15 protein-coding genes are annotated in these 15313 nt (G+C 61.6%); 7 read left to right on the top strand and 8 right to left on the bottom strand.

Features of this window, described 5'->3' with window-relative positions; translation table 11 throughout:
• Positions 1 to 485: 485 nt before the first annotated feature.
• Positions 486 to 1295 (bottom strand): DUF3108 domain-containing protein, encoded by an 810-nt coding sequence (locus IVB48_RS30010; RefSeq protein ID WP_247405770.1) that lies wholly within the window; start codon positions 1293 to 1295, stop codon positions 486 to 488.
• A 615-nt stretch (positions 1296 to 1910) separates the two neighbouring features.
• On the opposite strand from IVB48_RS30010, the gene rpmB reads away from it, so the two are divergent.
• The 4 genes from rpmB (at position 1911) to IVB48_RS29990 (ending at position 6512) form a co-directional block, all read left to right on the top strand.
• Positions 1911 to 2222: a 50S ribosomal protein L28 gene (rpmB, locus tag IVB48_RS30005; RefSeq protein ID WP_027567969.1), complete on the top strand. Its 312-nt coding sequence runs from the start codon at positions 1911 to 1913 to the stop codon at positions 2220 to 2222.
• Between the two features lie 571 nt (positions 2223 to 2793).
• A complete protein-coding gene (locus IVB48_RS30000; RefSeq protein ID WP_247405767.1) occupies positions 2794 to 3423 on the top strand; it encodes a hypothetical protein in 630 nt (209 codons plus the stop codon).
• Positions 3423 to 5342 (top strand): hypothetical protein, encoded by a 1920-nt coding sequence (locus IVB48_RS29995; protein ID WP_247405764.1) that lies wholly within the window; start codon positions 3423 to 3425, stop codon positions 5340 to 5342. Before IVB48_RS30000 ends, IVB48_RS29995 begins: the two co-directional genes overlap by 1 nt.
• Positions 5343 to 6512, top strand: a complete 1170-nt coding sequence (locus tag IVB48_RS29990; protein WP_247405762.1) for a hypothetical protein — start codon at positions 5343 to 5345, stop codon at positions 6510 to 6512.
• 225 nt (positions 6513 to 6737) lie between these two features.
• Here IVB48_RS29990 and IVB48_RS29985 read toward each other — a convergent pair whose 3' ends face one another.
• From IVB48_RS29985 to IVB48_RS29975, 3 genes are all read right to left on the bottom strand, one after another.
• Positions 6738 to 7016, bottom strand: coding sequence for a DUF1488 family protein (locus IVB48_RS29985; RefSeq protein WP_085351675.1), 279 nt, complete (start codon positions 7014 to 7016; stop codon positions 6738 to 6740).
• 186 nt (positions 7017 to 7202) lie between these two features.
• Positions 7203 to 7499, bottom strand: coding sequence for a hypothetical protein (locus tag IVB48_RS29980; protein ID WP_247405758.1), 297 nt, complete (start codon positions 7497 to 7499; stop codon positions 7203 to 7205).
• A gap of 1 nt (position 7500) precedes the next feature.
• Positions 7501 to 7758 carry a hypothetical protein gene (locus IVB48_RS29975; RefSeq protein WP_027567974.1) on the bottom strand — a complete coding sequence of 86 codons (258 nt, stop codon included), beginning with the start codon at positions 7756 to 7758 and terminating at the stop codon, positions 7501 to 7503.
• Between the two features lie 359 nt (positions 7759 to 8117).
• On the opposite strand from IVB48_RS29975, the gene IVB48_RS41215 reads away from it, so the two are divergent.
• The 3 genes from IVB48_RS41215 to IVB48_RS29965 all read left to right on the top strand — a co-directional run bounded on the left by IVB48_RS41215 (position 8118) and on the right by IVB48_RS29965 (position 10408).
• On the top strand, positions 8118 to 8249 hold the full coding sequence (locus IVB48_RS41215; protein WP_007599247.1) for a hypothetical protein: 132 nt from the start codon (positions 8118 to 8120) through the stop codon (positions 8247 to 8249).
• Between the two features lie 291 nt (positions 8250 to 8540).
• Positions 8541 to 9887, top strand: a complete 1347-nt coding sequence (locus IVB48_RS29970) for a DUF2235 domain-containing protein (protein ID WP_247405755.1) — start codon at positions 8541 to 8543, stop codon at positions 9885 to 9887.
• Between the two features lie 275 nt (positions 9888 to 10162).
• Complete coding sequence (locus IVB48_RS29965) at positions 10163 to 10408, top strand: PilZ domain-containing protein (RefSeq protein ID WP_007599245.1); 246 nt, start codon at positions 10163 to 10165, stop codon at positions 10406 to 10408.
• Between the two features lie 11 nt (positions 10409 to 10419).
• On the opposite strand, the gene IVB48_RS29960 is transcribed toward IVB48_RS29965, so the two are convergent.
• The 4 genes from IVB48_RS29960 to cobT form a co-directional block, all read right to left on the bottom strand.
• On the bottom strand, positions 10420 to 10827 hold the full coding sequence (locus tag IVB48_RS29960; protein ID WP_247405752.1) for a hypothetical protein: 408 nt from the start codon (positions 10825 to 10827) through the stop codon (positions 10420 to 10422).
• A gap of 184 nt (positions 10828 to 11011) precedes the next feature.
• Positions 11012 to 12124 carry an NADH:flavin oxidoreductase/NADH oxidase gene (locus IVB48_RS29955; protein ID WP_247405749.1) on the bottom strand — a complete coding sequence of 371 codons (1113 nt, stop codon included), beginning with the start codon at positions 12122 to 12124 and terminating at the stop codon, positions 11012 to 11014.
• A 118-nt stretch (positions 12125 to 12242) separates the two neighbouring features.
• Entirely contained in the window at positions 12243 to 13316 is a 1074-nt protein-coding gene (locus IVB48_RS29950) for an esterase-like activity of phytase family protein (RefSeq protein WP_247405746.1), read from the bottom strand.
• Positions 13313 to 15217 carry a cobaltochelatase subunit CobT gene (cobT, locus tag IVB48_RS29945; RefSeq protein WP_027567980.1) on the bottom strand — a complete coding sequence of 635 codons (1905 nt, stop codon included), beginning with the start codon at positions 15215 to 15217 and terminating at the stop codon, positions 13313 to 13315. The genes IVB48_RS29950 and cobT overlap by 4 nt, the downstream gene beginning before the upstream one ends.
• Positions 15218 to 15313: the final 96 nt, after the last annotated feature.

Below are 15313 nucleotides of genomic sequence, written 5' to 3'. Positions count from 1 at the left end.
GGGGCATCCAGTACGCCGCGGCTTCTCGGCTCAATCACAGACGCCTCGGTGTACTGGATCGCCCGGTCAAGCCGGGCGATGACACCGAGAGTGTGGGAGCATTCTCCCCGAACCTCGCGCAACTGTCTCACTTTGCGACGCTTTTCCCGTTGGCTTTAAGCTTCGGAACGAGTTGAGAACGAATCGCGGCCGAATCGCAGACTCCCCCGTGAGTCCTGTTCCGTTCACGCAACATGTCGCGGGAGGCTTATGGGTTCGCACTAGATGGAGTTTTGCCCCGCCGCACAAGCGACGTTTCGATGGCGGATTCGTTAAAGCTGGGGACGGCGCGGAGTCGAATCAGAATCGGGGAGGAGTCAAATGGATTCCCCGATCCTCGGCCCCCTCCAAACAAAAGTGCGAAAACAACCCCATGCACAGTAGGCATGTCATTGAAATCGCTTGCGTTTATTTTTGCCAAAATGGGGTCAGCGCGGGGAGCCGGCCTACTGCGTCTTCGCGACCTTGGGCGGCTGCGCGCTGGTGATGAAGGACGTCGCTTCCAGCATGGCCGGCCCGAGCGGCGTCGGCACCTTCAGCCAGAACGGGACCAGGATGCGCGTTCCCGCGATCGGCGCGAACGCGACCTCGATGTTGCGCTGGGCGGCGAGATATTTGATCACGGGACGGTCGGGGATGTAGCCGGCGATGGGGACGAAATAGAGCGAGCAGACCACGACCTGGCCGTGATAGCCCTTCTCCGCCTTGACGTTTTCCATGCGCTTGAAATCGAGCTTGAGCTCGTAGCGCATGCGGCCGTCGAACACGGCGGCGCTGCCGTGGCAGGCGTCCGCCGACAGCACGTCGCCGGTGCCGGATACGCGCACCAGCGAGGCCGTCATCGGGTCCCAGACGCCGCGGCGATGCGCATCGGTGACGACGATGCGGTCGGGATCGACCGGCGGCTCCGGCACGATGGCAAAATCCTTCACATTGCCCTTGTCGAGCGTGATGCGGATCTCTTCGGTCTTCTTCGAGGTGGTGGTGGAAGCCTGATAGCCGGTCGCGACCAGCGCGCCGTTGACCACGCGGCCCTGCGAGGCGCCGGTGCCCGACCCGCCCGCGAAGGATTTCAGCAGCCCCGAGGTGCCGCCGGAGGCCGCGGCCGCGAACACGTCGTCCTGGATCTCGATATTCCAGGCGCCCTTGCCGACAGGAATGCCGGCCAGCGTCGCCTCATATTGCGCCTCGAGCTTGCCTTGCGCCGCCGCGGGCTCCGCCGCCCACGCCAAAACCAGTCCGCCAAGGGCCGCCATGACCCAGCGTCCGGCAGAGCGCGGATGATTTGCGCGCGGATTCCTTGCGCGCCGCTCCGCTGAGCGCAGCTCTTTCGGGCGCAGCTCCGTTGCGCGCAGGCTTGGCGCAAGATGTGGCGTTGTGAGCACGAAACAATCCAATCGGGGCGCGAACGGTTGTTACTTAAGCCAAAAACCGCGCCAAGCAATGCATCCGGGCCTATCCGCGTCCGGAACTCCACCGGACTCTTCGGGCGCGAATACGCCCTTTATGTGATGGTAAGACGCGATAATCATTGCCGTTTTAGTGATCCAGACGGGTCAGAAGCGCGCACCTCACCCCGCCACCTCCACCACTGTCATGCCCCGCGAAAGCGGGGCATCCAGTACGCCGCGGCCCCTCTGGTCAGCCGCACCGGCTCGGAGTACTGGATCGCCCGCCCCGGCGCGCGAGTGCGCAAGGCGGGCGATGACACCGAGTGCCGGGCGCGAAACTGGCGTGCCAGACGCCCCAAAACCTTGACGTCCCGCCCCTTCCCCCTTATACGTCCGCCCGCTCCCTGCAAGGACAGAGAATTTGCCCGTGGCGCCCCGAATGGCGGCCGCACATCGTTGGGAAAGATTGAGGATTTTACCATGTCTCGCCGCTGCGAATTGACGGCCAAGGGCCCCCAGGTCGGCCACACGGTCAGCCACTCCAACATCAAGACCAAGCGCCGCTTCCTGCCGAACCTGGTCAACGTGACCTTCATCAGCGAGGCGCTGGGCCGCAACGTGCGCCTGCGCGTCTCCACCAACGCGATCAAGAGCGTCGACCACAATGGCGGCCTCGATCCCTATCTGCTCAAGGTCAAGGCCGACCTGCTGTCGCCGCGCGCCCTCGAGCTGAAGCGCGCCATCCAGAAGAAGGTCGGCCCGACGCCCGCGCCGGCGAAGAAGGCGAGCTAAGAATTTCAGGATTGGGCGGAGGCTTGCGTCGCGTGACGTAGGCTTAGCCGGATTGAGTTTGCGAGACGGCCGGATCGGAAGATCCGGCCGTTTTTGTTTTGGACCGCTACACTTCAGCTGCGTCAGCTCCAAAAAATGCCGGTTGCGGTATCCACAACATCTACGAGTATCTCAGAAGCCTGCCCTCCGTCGCCTCGATCGCTGCTGTATAGTTGTAAATTCATAGCTGAGTAGAGATTCGAAGTGCGAAGCCTGTCTGCTAGAAAGAAATCGAAGGTCACATCGACTACGAACGAAGAACCGATAAAGTTTTATCGGGCCAACGAACGTCCCTATGGAATTTTCAGCAACTTGTTTCGTTGCGAGATAGAATTCGACGGGAAGACATACCCAACCGCTGAACACGCTTATCAAGCAGGCAAGGCTCTGAAGCCGGCCGTTCGCGATTGGATTCTAGCTGCACCAACACCGGCGTTGGCGGCGATGGCTGAGTGACGGAGCGCACACCAATGATCTACGTCGTGCCAGTAACGGAGCGATTAGCAACGAACAGATCTGGCAAGCATACGAATTGGGAGAAGCCAAAGCCGAAGATATGTTGGAGGAACTAAAGGCCTCCTTAAAATCATCCTCGGTCTTTCGTCCCGGCGCCCATATCCCACCGCGTTTCAGTTTGATTTGGCTAGTGGATGACTTCTCCGGAAGCGGCAATACCTATATTCGCTTCGACACCAAAGACAGACGATTCAAGGGCAAAATCAAAAAAATCTACGAACGCATCTATAGCGGCGACCTGATAGATCCTAATTATTACGAAGTGTATCTACTACTATACGTCGCGACCCGCCAAGCAATTGATCATATCGAATATTGGTCCGAACGTTTCACGTCTGAACAAGGGTTCAAGCCGCTAAAGCTTCACGTCCTTTGCCCTATTGAAAAGAGTATCGCTCTTTCCCCATCAACGGACCCAGCTTTAATGAGCATGCTTTCGAAATCGAAATACTATGACGACAGAGCGTCGGATCGGCACATCTCCGTCGGAGGGACAGAGAGCGCGCGACTCGGGTTCGCTAACTGCTCGCTTCCTTTAGTCTTGTCACACAATACGCCAAACAATTCAGTCTATGCTCTCTGGGGTCCCGAAGACTACCAATTCTTTGGATTATTTCCCAGAGTAAGCCGCCATCGGCAAACCTAATGGCATATCGCGCAAACCCCTTTCTAGAGCGAATGTCCGAGCGAACAACCTCGGATCAGGAGTTCGTGCATCTTTTTTCCCCCAAAGTCCTCGAGAAGCTGGAGGAGGATTGTCTAGAGGGAGCAGTCCACGTTTTCAGAAGTCCGCCGGGGGGCGGGAAGACTACGATTCTAAGAGCATTCACTCCAAACGCGCTGAGAGCCTTTTGGCATGCGCGACCCACGCAAGCCGAGTCTTATCGCCAACTGATTGAGTGGGGAGTCCTAGACGAAGAAAGAGGGCCTCAACTGCTTGGTGTCTATCTCTCCTGCGCCGCAGGTTATGCAGATATTCCACCTGGCGTCTCCTCTGTCAAAGAAGGCATGTTTCGAGCACTACTCGACACCCGCATTGTTTTGAGAACTCTGCGTAGCTTACCTGATCTCATCGAGGGAGTCGCCAGCGATGTCTTGCAGGACATCCGCCTCGAATATCAGCCCCCCGCGAACGAACTTAGTTCAATCCCACTCCATGATACCGCGCTTGAAATGATCGCTTGGGCAGAGCAGCGCGAGCGCGAGATCTACAGCTTGCTAGATTCGATAATTTCGTCGCCCAACATCAGAACCCCGTCCCAGGTTCGCTTTGAAGCCGTCTTGTGGCTCCAGGCAGTTCAGTTCACCCATAATGGAAGAACAATTGCGCCAAAGCGCCTGTTAATGATCGACGATACACAGAAGCTGCGGAAGAGCCAACGCACACTCTTGTTGGATGAACTGGTAAACATCAGACCGTCCATTCCGATCTGGGTTGCGAGCAGGAGCATAGCGTTCATCGATTCGTTTCTATCCCAAGGAGCGCGCGAAGGTCGTGACATACGCGACTATCCCTTGGAAGAACTTTGGGGAGGACGAAGTGGTCAACAGTTCGCGGTCTTCGCACAAAACATTCTTGATCGAAGATTCGCCCAGCAAACGACTGTGCCCGCCGGCTCATTTGCTCAGTATCTATCGGACAACCTTAATTCGTCGGAGATTGAAGAAGCCTACGCGCAGGCCAAAGCGATTTTCGAGTCGAACATGAGTCGCTTGCGTGACAACCTCCGCTATAGGGAATGGCTTGCAAGAGCTTCGCAACGACCGAGCTCAATCAACCCACAAGCTTTGACGGATCTCTACATTACGCGGATTTTAGTGGCACGGGACGAAGCCAATAAGCAACTTTCCTTCGAATTGGTCCCCTTGTCAGAAGATGAACTAGACGAGCGCGACAGCTCTTCAGTGCAATCCGCCGCCGAAATATTCGTTCACCGAGAAGTCAAGCTTCCCTACTATTACGGCATAGACCGACTCTGCGCCATGGCAACGAACAATCCTGAGGAACTTCTCAACTTGGCGGCTGCCCTGTACGAGGGCATGAAAGCCAAGCAAGTTTTGCGACGCCAGACTCAGCCTCAATTGCAACCTCGGGAGCAAGAAAAGAGGCTACGAGACGCTGCGAGCAAGAAGAGAGATTTCATTCCACAAAGCCACAGCGAGGGCACTTTAGCTCAACGGCTCCTTGACGCTATTGGCGTCTTTTGCCGAGAGAAAACTTATTCCATCAATGCCCCTTACGCGCCGGGCGTCACGGGCGTTCGCCTCTCCAATAGCGAGATTTCCAGACTCAAACGAACTCCAGATTCTTCAGATTTCCTTTTTGGTACACTCCGCCAAGTCTTGTTTGAATGCGTTGCCGAGAATCTTCTCGTACCGCGCGAGAGCAGCGCGAGCACATCTCGTGAAGGGGGCACAGTCTTTTACCTAAACAGAACGCTCTGTGCGCACTACGACCTGCCGCTCCAATATGGAGGATGGCAAGACACATCAGCTCAGGCCTTAGTTGAATGGATGGAGTTTGGCCTGCAGCCTTCACGTGGTCTCGGTTTAGAGGTCGCCTAGATGATCTGGAAAAACTATGTGTTTAGGCGAGGACCTGAAGTGGAAGATCTTTGGGATCAAATTCTCGCGGACCGAAAGAAGAGCAGCAGGAAGTTCAACCTACTCTATATCTCGGGCGCCGGCTTTGACGCTAGGGCAGCTATTGTGATGTCCAAGTATGTCGAAAGAGTTCGCGAATCGGGGTGTGAGGTTCAGAATGCTCAACTTCTTTTAATTAGCTTTTCGAGCTATCAGATGTCCGAGGAATTGAAGGCCCAAACTAGAAAAAACAAGTCCGAGCTGGAAGAATGTTTTTCAGAAATCGGGAGCTGCCATTCGATAACTTTCGGTCGATCCTCCGTAGGAGAAGATGAAGTCAGCGCGACGATTGGCTTGAGACAAGTAGCTGACGACGTTCTAAGGTTTGTGGACAGCCAAACAGATATTGTCCTTGATGTGAGCTCTCTACCTCGTATCGCATATCTCACCGTTCTACTCAGCCTCCTTGCAAAATTATTGCCTACCTGCAAGGACGGATCCGAGCTAGCCGCGAACGGCACCTCGCTTCAAGTGCTCGTGGGCGAAGACGCCGCGCTCGACAGCCTTATAAGTTCTGAGGATCCAAGCAACGACCTTGTCTTGATCCCTGGGTATTCCGAAGCGTTGCAATCGGAGGCTCTACGAGATTTACCGCTGGTGTGGTTACCAATTCTTGGTGAGAATCGCCTAGCTCAGGTTCGCAAAATTGAAGAAGTCATTCCGTCTGACGCGGAAATATGTCCCGTATTGCCTTATCCATCGAAGAATCCAAGGAGGGGCGATATGCTATTGGTCGAGTATGACAGCATATTGTTTGCACGACGCGAAACGCCGTTATCGAACATCATGTACGCTAACGAGGCCCATCCTTTCCAAATGTATAGGCAACTACTTGGAGCTATGGAACGGTATAGAAACACGCTAAAGATAGTCGGAGGCTGTCGCTTAGTTGTCACGCCCTTGGCGAGCAAGTTGATGACCATTGGAAGCGCGCTTGCGTGCTTTGAGATGAAGATGATCTCTGCAGATCGAGTATCCAGCGTGGCTATCCCTTACGCGGAGCCAAGACGATACGTTGCCAACATCGATTCCTTGCTAGCGTCGCGTCCGGAGATTTCAGCCTTGTTGCTTACAGGCGACGCATATGGCTAGCCACTAGGGTTATGGCATTGATAGCCGGGTGTACTCACACCGGTAGAATCATCGAGAAGTGACATACCTCCAGCACAAAGACTAAACCCAAGGCTTATTGTCTGACGTGATGTATCGGCGACGAGATCGGCAAGAACGTCTGAAGTTTGGCGGTCTTTCGCTGCTTACCCACGACGGGCAAAACATCGCCCTAGCGGATGGCGTTCGTCAGCGTCGATCTCTCTCCTACCCCCGAAAATCAATGCTCCGCAGCACGATCCCCGGCGGCGTGCCTTCGAACTCCGTCGCCTGATATTTGCGTCCGGTGCAGGCTTCGATGCGTTCGCGCAGGCGCGTGAACTGCTCTTCGCGCTCGCTCGGCCGGGCGCGCGGCCCGCGCTCGAGGTCGTCCATGGCGGAGGTCGAGATCGCGCAGGCGATCTCCTTCGCGCCGTCCTGCATCGAGAACTGGACGATGCCGCGGTCCTGGTCGTGGGCGATGAAGCGGCTGGTGGTGAGTGTCATGGGGTACTCCTTTTGCGTCCGCGTGTCGTGCCGGCCTTGTGGCAATCGCGCACGGGGGACGAGGATCAGCGTTATCGAAGCACGATGTGGCACAAGGGTGCACAACAATGCGCTTCGGTGGTTATGGGTCCCGGCCCCCGGGCGCCATTGCGCCCTCGGTCGGGACGACGCCTGAGTGGCCTGCCTTCAGGTGTCCCCGTTGAGTCTTGCGAAATCGTCGAACAGCGCGGTCACCAGCGCGCGGTGGCGGGTGTCCTCGGCGGGCAGGCTCGCGGCATAGAGGTTGAGCAGATGGCGGGCCTTCACGGCGGCCTCCGGCCAGGACGCGGCCGGCACCGACATCATGCGGTTTTCGAGATCGGCCTCTCGCTCGCGCAGCTCCCTGACCTGGGCCTCGACATCGGCCAGCGCGCGGCGCAGATCGGTTGCCTTCTGGGCGGCCATGCCGCGATGGCTGTCGAGATCGACCGGGATATCAGTCATTTCAGGCACTCGCGTCGATACGTTGGGCATCCGCCAGGTCGACCGAGCCGATCGACAGCATCTCCGTCGCACCGCGCACGCCTTCGGAGGGCACCGTGATCATGGTGGCGACGCGGCGATAGGACGCGAACGACAGGCCCTCGATCATCTCCTCGTCGGTGATGACCTCATAGGCGCCGGCCGGCAATTCGCGATCGAGGCCGCGGATGTGGAATGGATGCTTGAAGGTGATGGTTTCTCGCCGCGAGCGGATGGTCATGCGCGCCTGCCTTTCGCAAAGAAGGGGCCCCGAACCGACGCCAGCTGTGGCGAAGCATGCGCTTCTTGCGCGGCAATAGCCAGCATTATGTCAGCGCGGGCCGGGACTTAAGGCGCAATCGCGGCGCTCGCGCGCGGCGTTTTAGTCCTCGCAATCGGCATGGCGCGGGCGTACGCTGGACCACGTCAGCGCAGCTCACGCAATTGCCGCGCGTCGATGTTGCGCTGCATCTTTCGCGCCTCGTGTGCGCGGCGGCGATCTTCAATGGCTCGGGCAGTTGTATCTCGTAGCCCGCCAGCGACCATTGCAGCGCCGATCTCGCACGCGGACGAACTCGAAACCCAGGAGGAGACGACGTCATGGCCAAGGGACAGCAACGCAGCAACCGCGAGACCAAGAAGCCGAAGAAGGACAAGATCAAGACCAGCGCCGCAGCGCCGAGCCGCAAGGATGCGGCGTGGCAGCCGGAGATCGGTCAGAAGAAGAAGTAGCGGGCGCTGTTTTCCCTTCTCCCCTTGCGGGAGAAGGTGGCGTAGGCGGTCTTCGGCCGCCGTTCTTGAAAACGCCGATGCTTCGCATCGGCTATGGCGCCGGATGAGGGGTCTGTCTCCGCGGAGCTCCGACGCGGGAGATTCGCGCGCGGAGAGAGACCCCTCACCCGTCTCGCCGCTTCGCGGCGATCCACCCTCTCCCGCAAGGGGAGAGGGGAAGAAGCACCATCTCCCTCTCCGCACCCTTTTCCGCTATACTCGCCCGGGTAGCATCAGCGGGAGGGGCATCCTGTGGATCACGAGCGCAACGCCGACCACACATCCGAGCCGAAGAACCTCGTCATCTGCTGTGACGGCACCGGCAACGAGATCTCGGAGAACATCTCCAACGTCCTGAAGCTCTATCGCTGCCTGCGCAAGACCGACAAGACGCGGCCGCGGCAGATGGTGTTCTACGATCCCGGGGTCGGCACCGTGACGGAGCCGTCGACGTGGCACCGCTGGAAAGCCAACGTCAATCTGGTGCTGGGGCTCGCCACCGGCTACGGGCTCGATGACAACACGCTGTCGGCCTATTGCTTCCTGGTCCAGCATTACGCACCGGGCGACAGGATCTATCTGTTCGGCTTCTCGCGCGGCGCCTATACGGTTCGCGTGCTGGCGGGGCTGATCCACAAGATCGGCCTGATCTCGCCGGAGCAGGCCAACCTCGCAGGCAGTGGCCTCGTCGCCTACAAGCAATATTCCGGCACCGGGCGCGGCAACGATGTCGAGGACCTCAAGGACATCGCTGTCGACGAACAGGGACCGCTGCCGAAAGACCAATTCGACCTCGCCGCGCAGTTCGCGCGGATCACCTCGACGCGCTGGCCGACCATCCACTTCATCGGCGTCTGGGACACGGTGGCGAGCGTTATCGTGCCGCGGCGCGACGTCTTCTTCCTCGTCTTCAGCCTGGAGGAGCTCGCCTTCACGCTGCGCAATCCGAGCGTCAACATCTTTCGCCAGGCGATCGCGATCGACGAGCAGCGCCGCATGTTCCGCCTCAAGGCCTATGAGGAGCCGCAGGATTATTGGCGCAACCGCTATGTGCCCGACGAGAAGAAGGAGCCGCAGGATATCCTGCAGGTGTGGTTCGCCGGCGTGCATTGCGACGTCGGTGGCGGTTATCCGGAAGCCGAGAGCGGCGAGTCCAAATATCCGCTGCTCTGGATGATCGAGGAGGCCACCAAGGCCGGGCTGAACTTCAACCCGCGCACGGTGAACCAGCTCGCCTGGGGCATCCAGCGCACGAACTCGCCGTTCCAATACGTGCCGCCGGCTTACACCGGCAAGACGGGCGAGCTGCACAATTCGATGACGGCGGTGTGGCGCGTGCTGGAGTATCTGCCGAAGAGCGCGACCTACAAGGAATGGCCGGAACGGAAAGTGTTTCTCGGGCTCTACATCCCCGATTGCGAACCGCGCCCCATCCCCGAAGGCGCGCATGTGCATGAGAGCGTGGTGAAGCGGATGGCGGTGGAGCCGGGCTATCGGCCGGTGAATCTGCCGAAGGATTATGTGACGGTGCCGATGCCGCTGCCGCTGCCGCCCCATGTGGGCATGGCGGCCGAGGCGGGGGAGATCGTGGTGGGGTGAGCCCACTCGTCATTGCGAGCGCAGCGAAGCAATCCAGAATCTTTCCGCAGAGGCAGTCTGGATTGCTTCGCTGCGCTCGCAATGACGATGGTTGAGGCAGCGTCGCACGACACCATCCCTGTCGTGCCTGCGAAGCAGGCCCCGCCCCACCCCACCAGGCTACCACCAATATTCATTAAAATTATCGCCCCCGCTTTAGCCGGATCGAATCACCTCTCGTTCATCATGGTGCCCTGACCACCCGCGCCATCCGCGGAAATTGGAGGAGAGTGCCAATGCATCCGCGACGACATGCCCGCGTCAAACCCGCAGGCCTGGTGTCCCGCCAGGCCAAGATCATCACCGACCCGCGCGCGCCGGTGATCCCCTGCACGCTGATCGACTATTCGCCCGGCGGCGCCTGCGTCGATCTCGGCGGCCAGGTGAAGATTCCGGACCGCTTCGAGTTGCTGCACGTCAACACCAAGAAGCGCTGCCGCGTCGCGTGGAAGCGCGGCACGAAGGTGGGCGTAGTGTTTTAAGACGGGCGCCGCTACTTCCGCATCCGCGCCTTCGCGCCCGCGACGATCTGCATCGCCACGCCGGCGATCCAGCCGAACAGGGCGAACCAGCTCCACACGATGTGCGGTTCGAGGCGGAGCACGATGATGGCGACGGAGGCGAGCGCGGTGAGCGTGGCGCAGAGCGTGCCGGCGGAGCTCAAAAGCTCCGCGGCGTCGATGTCGCCGTGGGCCTCGTCGAAAGGCAATTGCGGCGTGTCGATGCCGAGATAGAAGCCGACGAAGCCCAGCACCATCATCAGCAGCAGGAAGCCCTCGGTGGTGAGCGCGGGAATTGCCGATCCCACGTAAGCGCCGACGAACAGCCCGCACGCCGCGCCCGCCATCGCAAGCCCCACGCGCTCGATGACGTGGGCAGCCTTTCGAACACGAAACCGCATGGCGGGCCTCCGCGAGGAGTTGGACGCGCGCGAGGTTAGGCCAGATTTGGCGGGGGTGGAAGCTGAGAGGGTTTACGGATGCGTGAGGCGGGGTGCTGCCTCCCTCTCCCCGTCGTCCCGGCCTAGTGCGCAATTGCGCACTAGGCCGGGACGACACCGTAATTGGGGCCGCGAATTCGCCCCCTCACCGCGCCCCGAACGTGGTCTTGCCGAACAGCGCCTTCTGGGTCGAGGGCTGCGAGCGCCAGAATTGAGGCGGCGCTTCGACCTCGCCGCCGAGCTCGGCTGCGGCGTGCCAGCCCCAGCGCGGGTCGTAGAGCAAGCCGCGGGCGAGCGCGACCATGTCGGCCTTTCCGGATGCGACGATCTCTTCGGCCTGCTTCGGCTCGGTGATCAGGCCGACGGCGATGGTGGGCAAACCCGTCTCGCGCTTGATGGCCTCTGCAAACTGCACCTGGTAGCCGGGGCCAAGCGCGATCTTCTGCAGCGGCGAGACGCCGCCGGAGGAGGCATCGATCCAGTCGACACCGCGCGCCTTCAGCGCGTTGGCGAACTCAATCGTCTGCGCCAGGTCCCAGCCGCCCTCGACCCAGTCGGTCGACGACACCCGCATGCCGACCGGCTTGTCGTGCGGGAACACCGCGCGCACCGCGTCGTAGACCTCCAGAGGGAAGCGCATGCGGTTCTCGAGCGAGCCGCCATATTCGTCGGTGCGCTTGTTCGAGATCGGCGACAGGAATTGATGCAGGAGGTAGCCGTGCGCGCCGTGCAGCTCGATCGCATCGATGCCGATGCGGTCGGCGCGCTTCGCCGACTCCACGAAGGCGTCGCGGATCCGCTTGAGGCCGGCGGCATCGAGCGCCAGCGGCGCGGCTTCGCCCTCCTTGTGCGGCAGCCCCGACGGCGCCACGGTCTGCCAGCCGCCCGCGTCCTGCGGGATCAGCTGGCCGCCGTCCCAGGGCCGCGCGCTCGAGGCTTTGCGGCCCGCATGCGCGAGCTGCATCGCGATCGCGGTGGAAGAATGTTTCCGCACCGAGGCGAGGATCTGCTTCAGCGCGGCCTCGGCGGCATCGCTGTAGAGCCCGAGGCAGCCCGGCGTGATGCGGCCGATCGCCTCGACATGGGTCGCCTCGATGCAGAACATCGCCGCGCCCGACAGGCTGAGATTATTGATGTGGGTGAAGTGCCAGTCGGTGGGAACGCCGTCCTCGGCCGAATATTGGCACATCGGCGACACCACGACGCGGTTCTTCAAATTCAGGCCGCGCAGCTTGATCGGAGAAAACAGGGCGCTCATGCGGGGGAGTTCCGAAAGGGAGGGAGGGCGATGCAGGGGAGTGTAGTGAGGGAAACGCGGATTGCCAGCCGCGCCGGGGGAATGGCCGCCCGTAGCGTCATGCATTGCGGCCGCCGCCCTACTCCACCAGCGCGAACTGCAGCAGCAGGGTGCGCTGGAGCATCGAGAAATTATCGTCGGACACCAGCGTCAGCACGGTCTCGCCGTCGGCCGTGACGTGGGCGTCGATGCCTTCCATGTTGTCGATCTCGTGGCCGAGATCGGCCTTGAACAGCACAGGGCCGTCGACCAATGCGCCCGGCGCGATCGATTTCAGGGGGATCGCACGGATGCGGATGTCGACGCCGGTGAACCAGGAGAATTTGCGTTCGAGGATCAGGAGATCGCCCGAGGGCAGCAGCACGGCGTCGCTGATGAGCTGCTGGTCGGTGCGGCGAATGCTGAACTGGCCCGGCGTCGGGCCGCCGATCAAGAAGCCGATCAGATTGCCGTCGGCATCGAAGCCGCCCTCCGACAGCGCGATCAAGGTCCCCGCGAGCGGCTGCCCCTTTGGTAGGTCCCTGGGGACAAACACCAGCGCCTCGAGCCCCTTGTTGTAGGGCAGCTTGCGCACCGCCGGCGGCGTCGGCAGCACCTCGCCGCGGGCGCTTGTGCCGCCCTTCGAAAAATCGAACCGCATGATCTGGTTGACGCGCTCGAGCCCGACATAGACGAGGTCGCCGTCGCGCGCGAGCGCTTCGGTGTCGTACCACAGCCGCTTCTCCGTGATCGGCCGCCCCTCCGCATTGAGCAGCGGCGCGGCCACGACGTCGTCGAGACCCGTCATGCTCCGCCCGGAATAGCGGATGCGACCGGTGAACCAGGTGCCCTGGTCGGAGACCGCGAGGAAGCGCTCGCCTTTGCTGTCGAGAAAGCGGAAGCCGGACAGGCCGCCGAAGCCGCGATGCGGCGAGGTCAGCACCAGGCCGCCGCGATAGTCCAGCGAACCGAACCGCGTGCGCGCGCGGTCGCGCGGCTCGAAATTGGGGATCGGCCGCGCGTTGACCTCGATGCCGACGGGCGCGGCGACGGCGTGCTCGATAAGCGCCGGCTTCGGCGCGGGCTGCGCCTGCGCCAGGCGAGACAGTGCGAGAGTGGAAAATCCCGCCGCCGCGTGGCCGATAAAGCTGCGGCGGGATCGATGCTTGCTCACGAATGCAGTTTGCGTCGCGGGCGGCCGGCCGGTTGCGTGGGCGCGGTGTTGGTCTCGCTGAACAGTTCGGCGAGCTTTTCAGTGATGGCGCCGCCGAGCTCTTCGGCGTCCACGATCGTCACCGCGCGGCGATAATAGCGCGTCACGTCGTGGCCGATGCCGATCGCGATCAGCTCGACCGGCGAGCGGGTCTCGATCTCCTCGATGATGTGGCGCAGGTGCCGCTCGAGGTAGTTGCCGGGATTGACCGACAGCGTGGAATCGTCGACCGGCGCACCGTCCGAGATCATCATCAGGATCTTGCGCTGCTCGGGCCGGCCGAGCAGGCGCTTGTGCGCCCAGTCGAGCGCCTCGCCGTCGATGTTCTCCTTCAACAGCCCCTCGCGCATCATCAGGCCGAGATTTTTTCGCGCACGGCGCCACGGGGCGTCCGCCGACTTGTAGATGATGTGGCGGAGATCGTTGAGACGGCCCGGACTGGCCGGCTTGCCGGCGGCAAGCCACGCCTCGCGCGATTGCCCGCCCTTCCAGGCACGCGTGGTGAAGCCGAGAATCTCGACCTTGACGCCGCAGCGCTCCAGCGTGCGGGCGAGGATGTCGGCGCAGGTCGCCGCGACCGTGATCGGGCGCCCGCGCATCGAGCCGGAATTGTCGAGCAGCAGCGTCACCACGGTGTCGCGGAACGTCGCCTCCTTCTCGTGCATGAAGGACAGCGGGTGATAGGGATCGGTCACTACGCGCGACAGCCGCGCCGGATCGAGAATGCCCTCTTCGAGATCGAACTCCCAGGCGCGGTTCTGCTGCGCCATCAGGCGCCTCTGGAGGCGGTTGGCGAGACGGGCGACGATGCCCTGCAGATGCGCGAGCTGCTTGTCGAGATAGGCGCGAAGGCGCTCCAGCTCGTCATGGTCGCAGAGGTCCTCGGCGGCGATGACCTCGTCGAACTTCGGCGCGAAGGCGTGATATTCCGGCCCGCGCGGCTCGTTCTTGCCGTGCGAATTCGGCCGCGTCGCCTCGCCCGGCGTCTCGTCGTCGCCGAGCTCGCCGTCGTCGAAGGTATCGGAGGTCGAGGCCTGCGCGCTTTCCATCGCGCTCTCGCTCATCTCCTCGCTCGAGGCCTGCGCCTGGTCGGCGCTCATCTCCTGCGCAGCGTCGGAATCGGGCGAGCCCTCGGCGCCGGACTGATCGTTGTCGCCGTCCTGGTTCTCGTCGTTCTCGTCATTGTCTTCGCTGTCGGCGCTGCGCTCGTCACCGATCTCGAGCGCCGTCAGCAGATCATGCACGGCATCGCCGAACCTGGTCTGGTCCTCGACCACGGTATCGAGCCGGTCGAGCCGCCTGCCGATCTTGTCTTCCAGGATGGGACGCCAGAGATCGACCATCTTCTTGGCGGCCGTCGGCGGCGCCATGCCGGTCAGGCGTTCGCGCACCAGCATCGCCAGCGCGTCGGCGAGCGGCGCGTCGGCGCGATCGGTGATCTCGTCGAACTTGCCGCGATGGAAATGGTCGTCGAGCATCGCGGTGAGGTTTTTCGCAACGCCCGCCATGCGCCGCGCGCCGATCGCCTCGACACGGGCCTGCTCCACCGCCTCGAACACGCCGCGCGCCTGCGGATTGCCCGGCATCAGCTTGCGATGCACCTTTGGATCATGACAGGCGAGCTTGAGCGCGATGGAATCGGCGTGGCCGCGCACGATCGCGGCATCACGCCTGGTCATCTTTCGCGCGGGTTCGGGCAGCCGCGCCTTGCCCGGCGCGAGCCCGGGACGCTCGGCGGCGAAGCTGACATCGAGCTCGGGCGCCTTGGCGATCGCCTTCAGGCAGGAGGCCACCGAGCGCTTGAACGGCTCGGTCGGGGCTTCCTTGGTGTTGCGGAACTTGGAGTTGGAGGTGGTGCTCATCTCGATCTCACCGTCGTCCCGGCGAAGACCGGGATCCATAGCCACCGACGGTTGTTGCGTCAGGGAAAACTATCAGCGTCGCTTCACCGAGAGACC

The sequence above is a fragment of the Bradyrhizobium sp. 76 genome (genome assembly GCF_023073025.1).
GTDB lineage: Bacteria > Pseudomonadota > Alphaproteobacteria > Rhizobiales > Xanthobacteraceae > Bradyrhizobium.
This window is presented reverse-complemented; position numbering and strand designations above follow the sequence as displayed.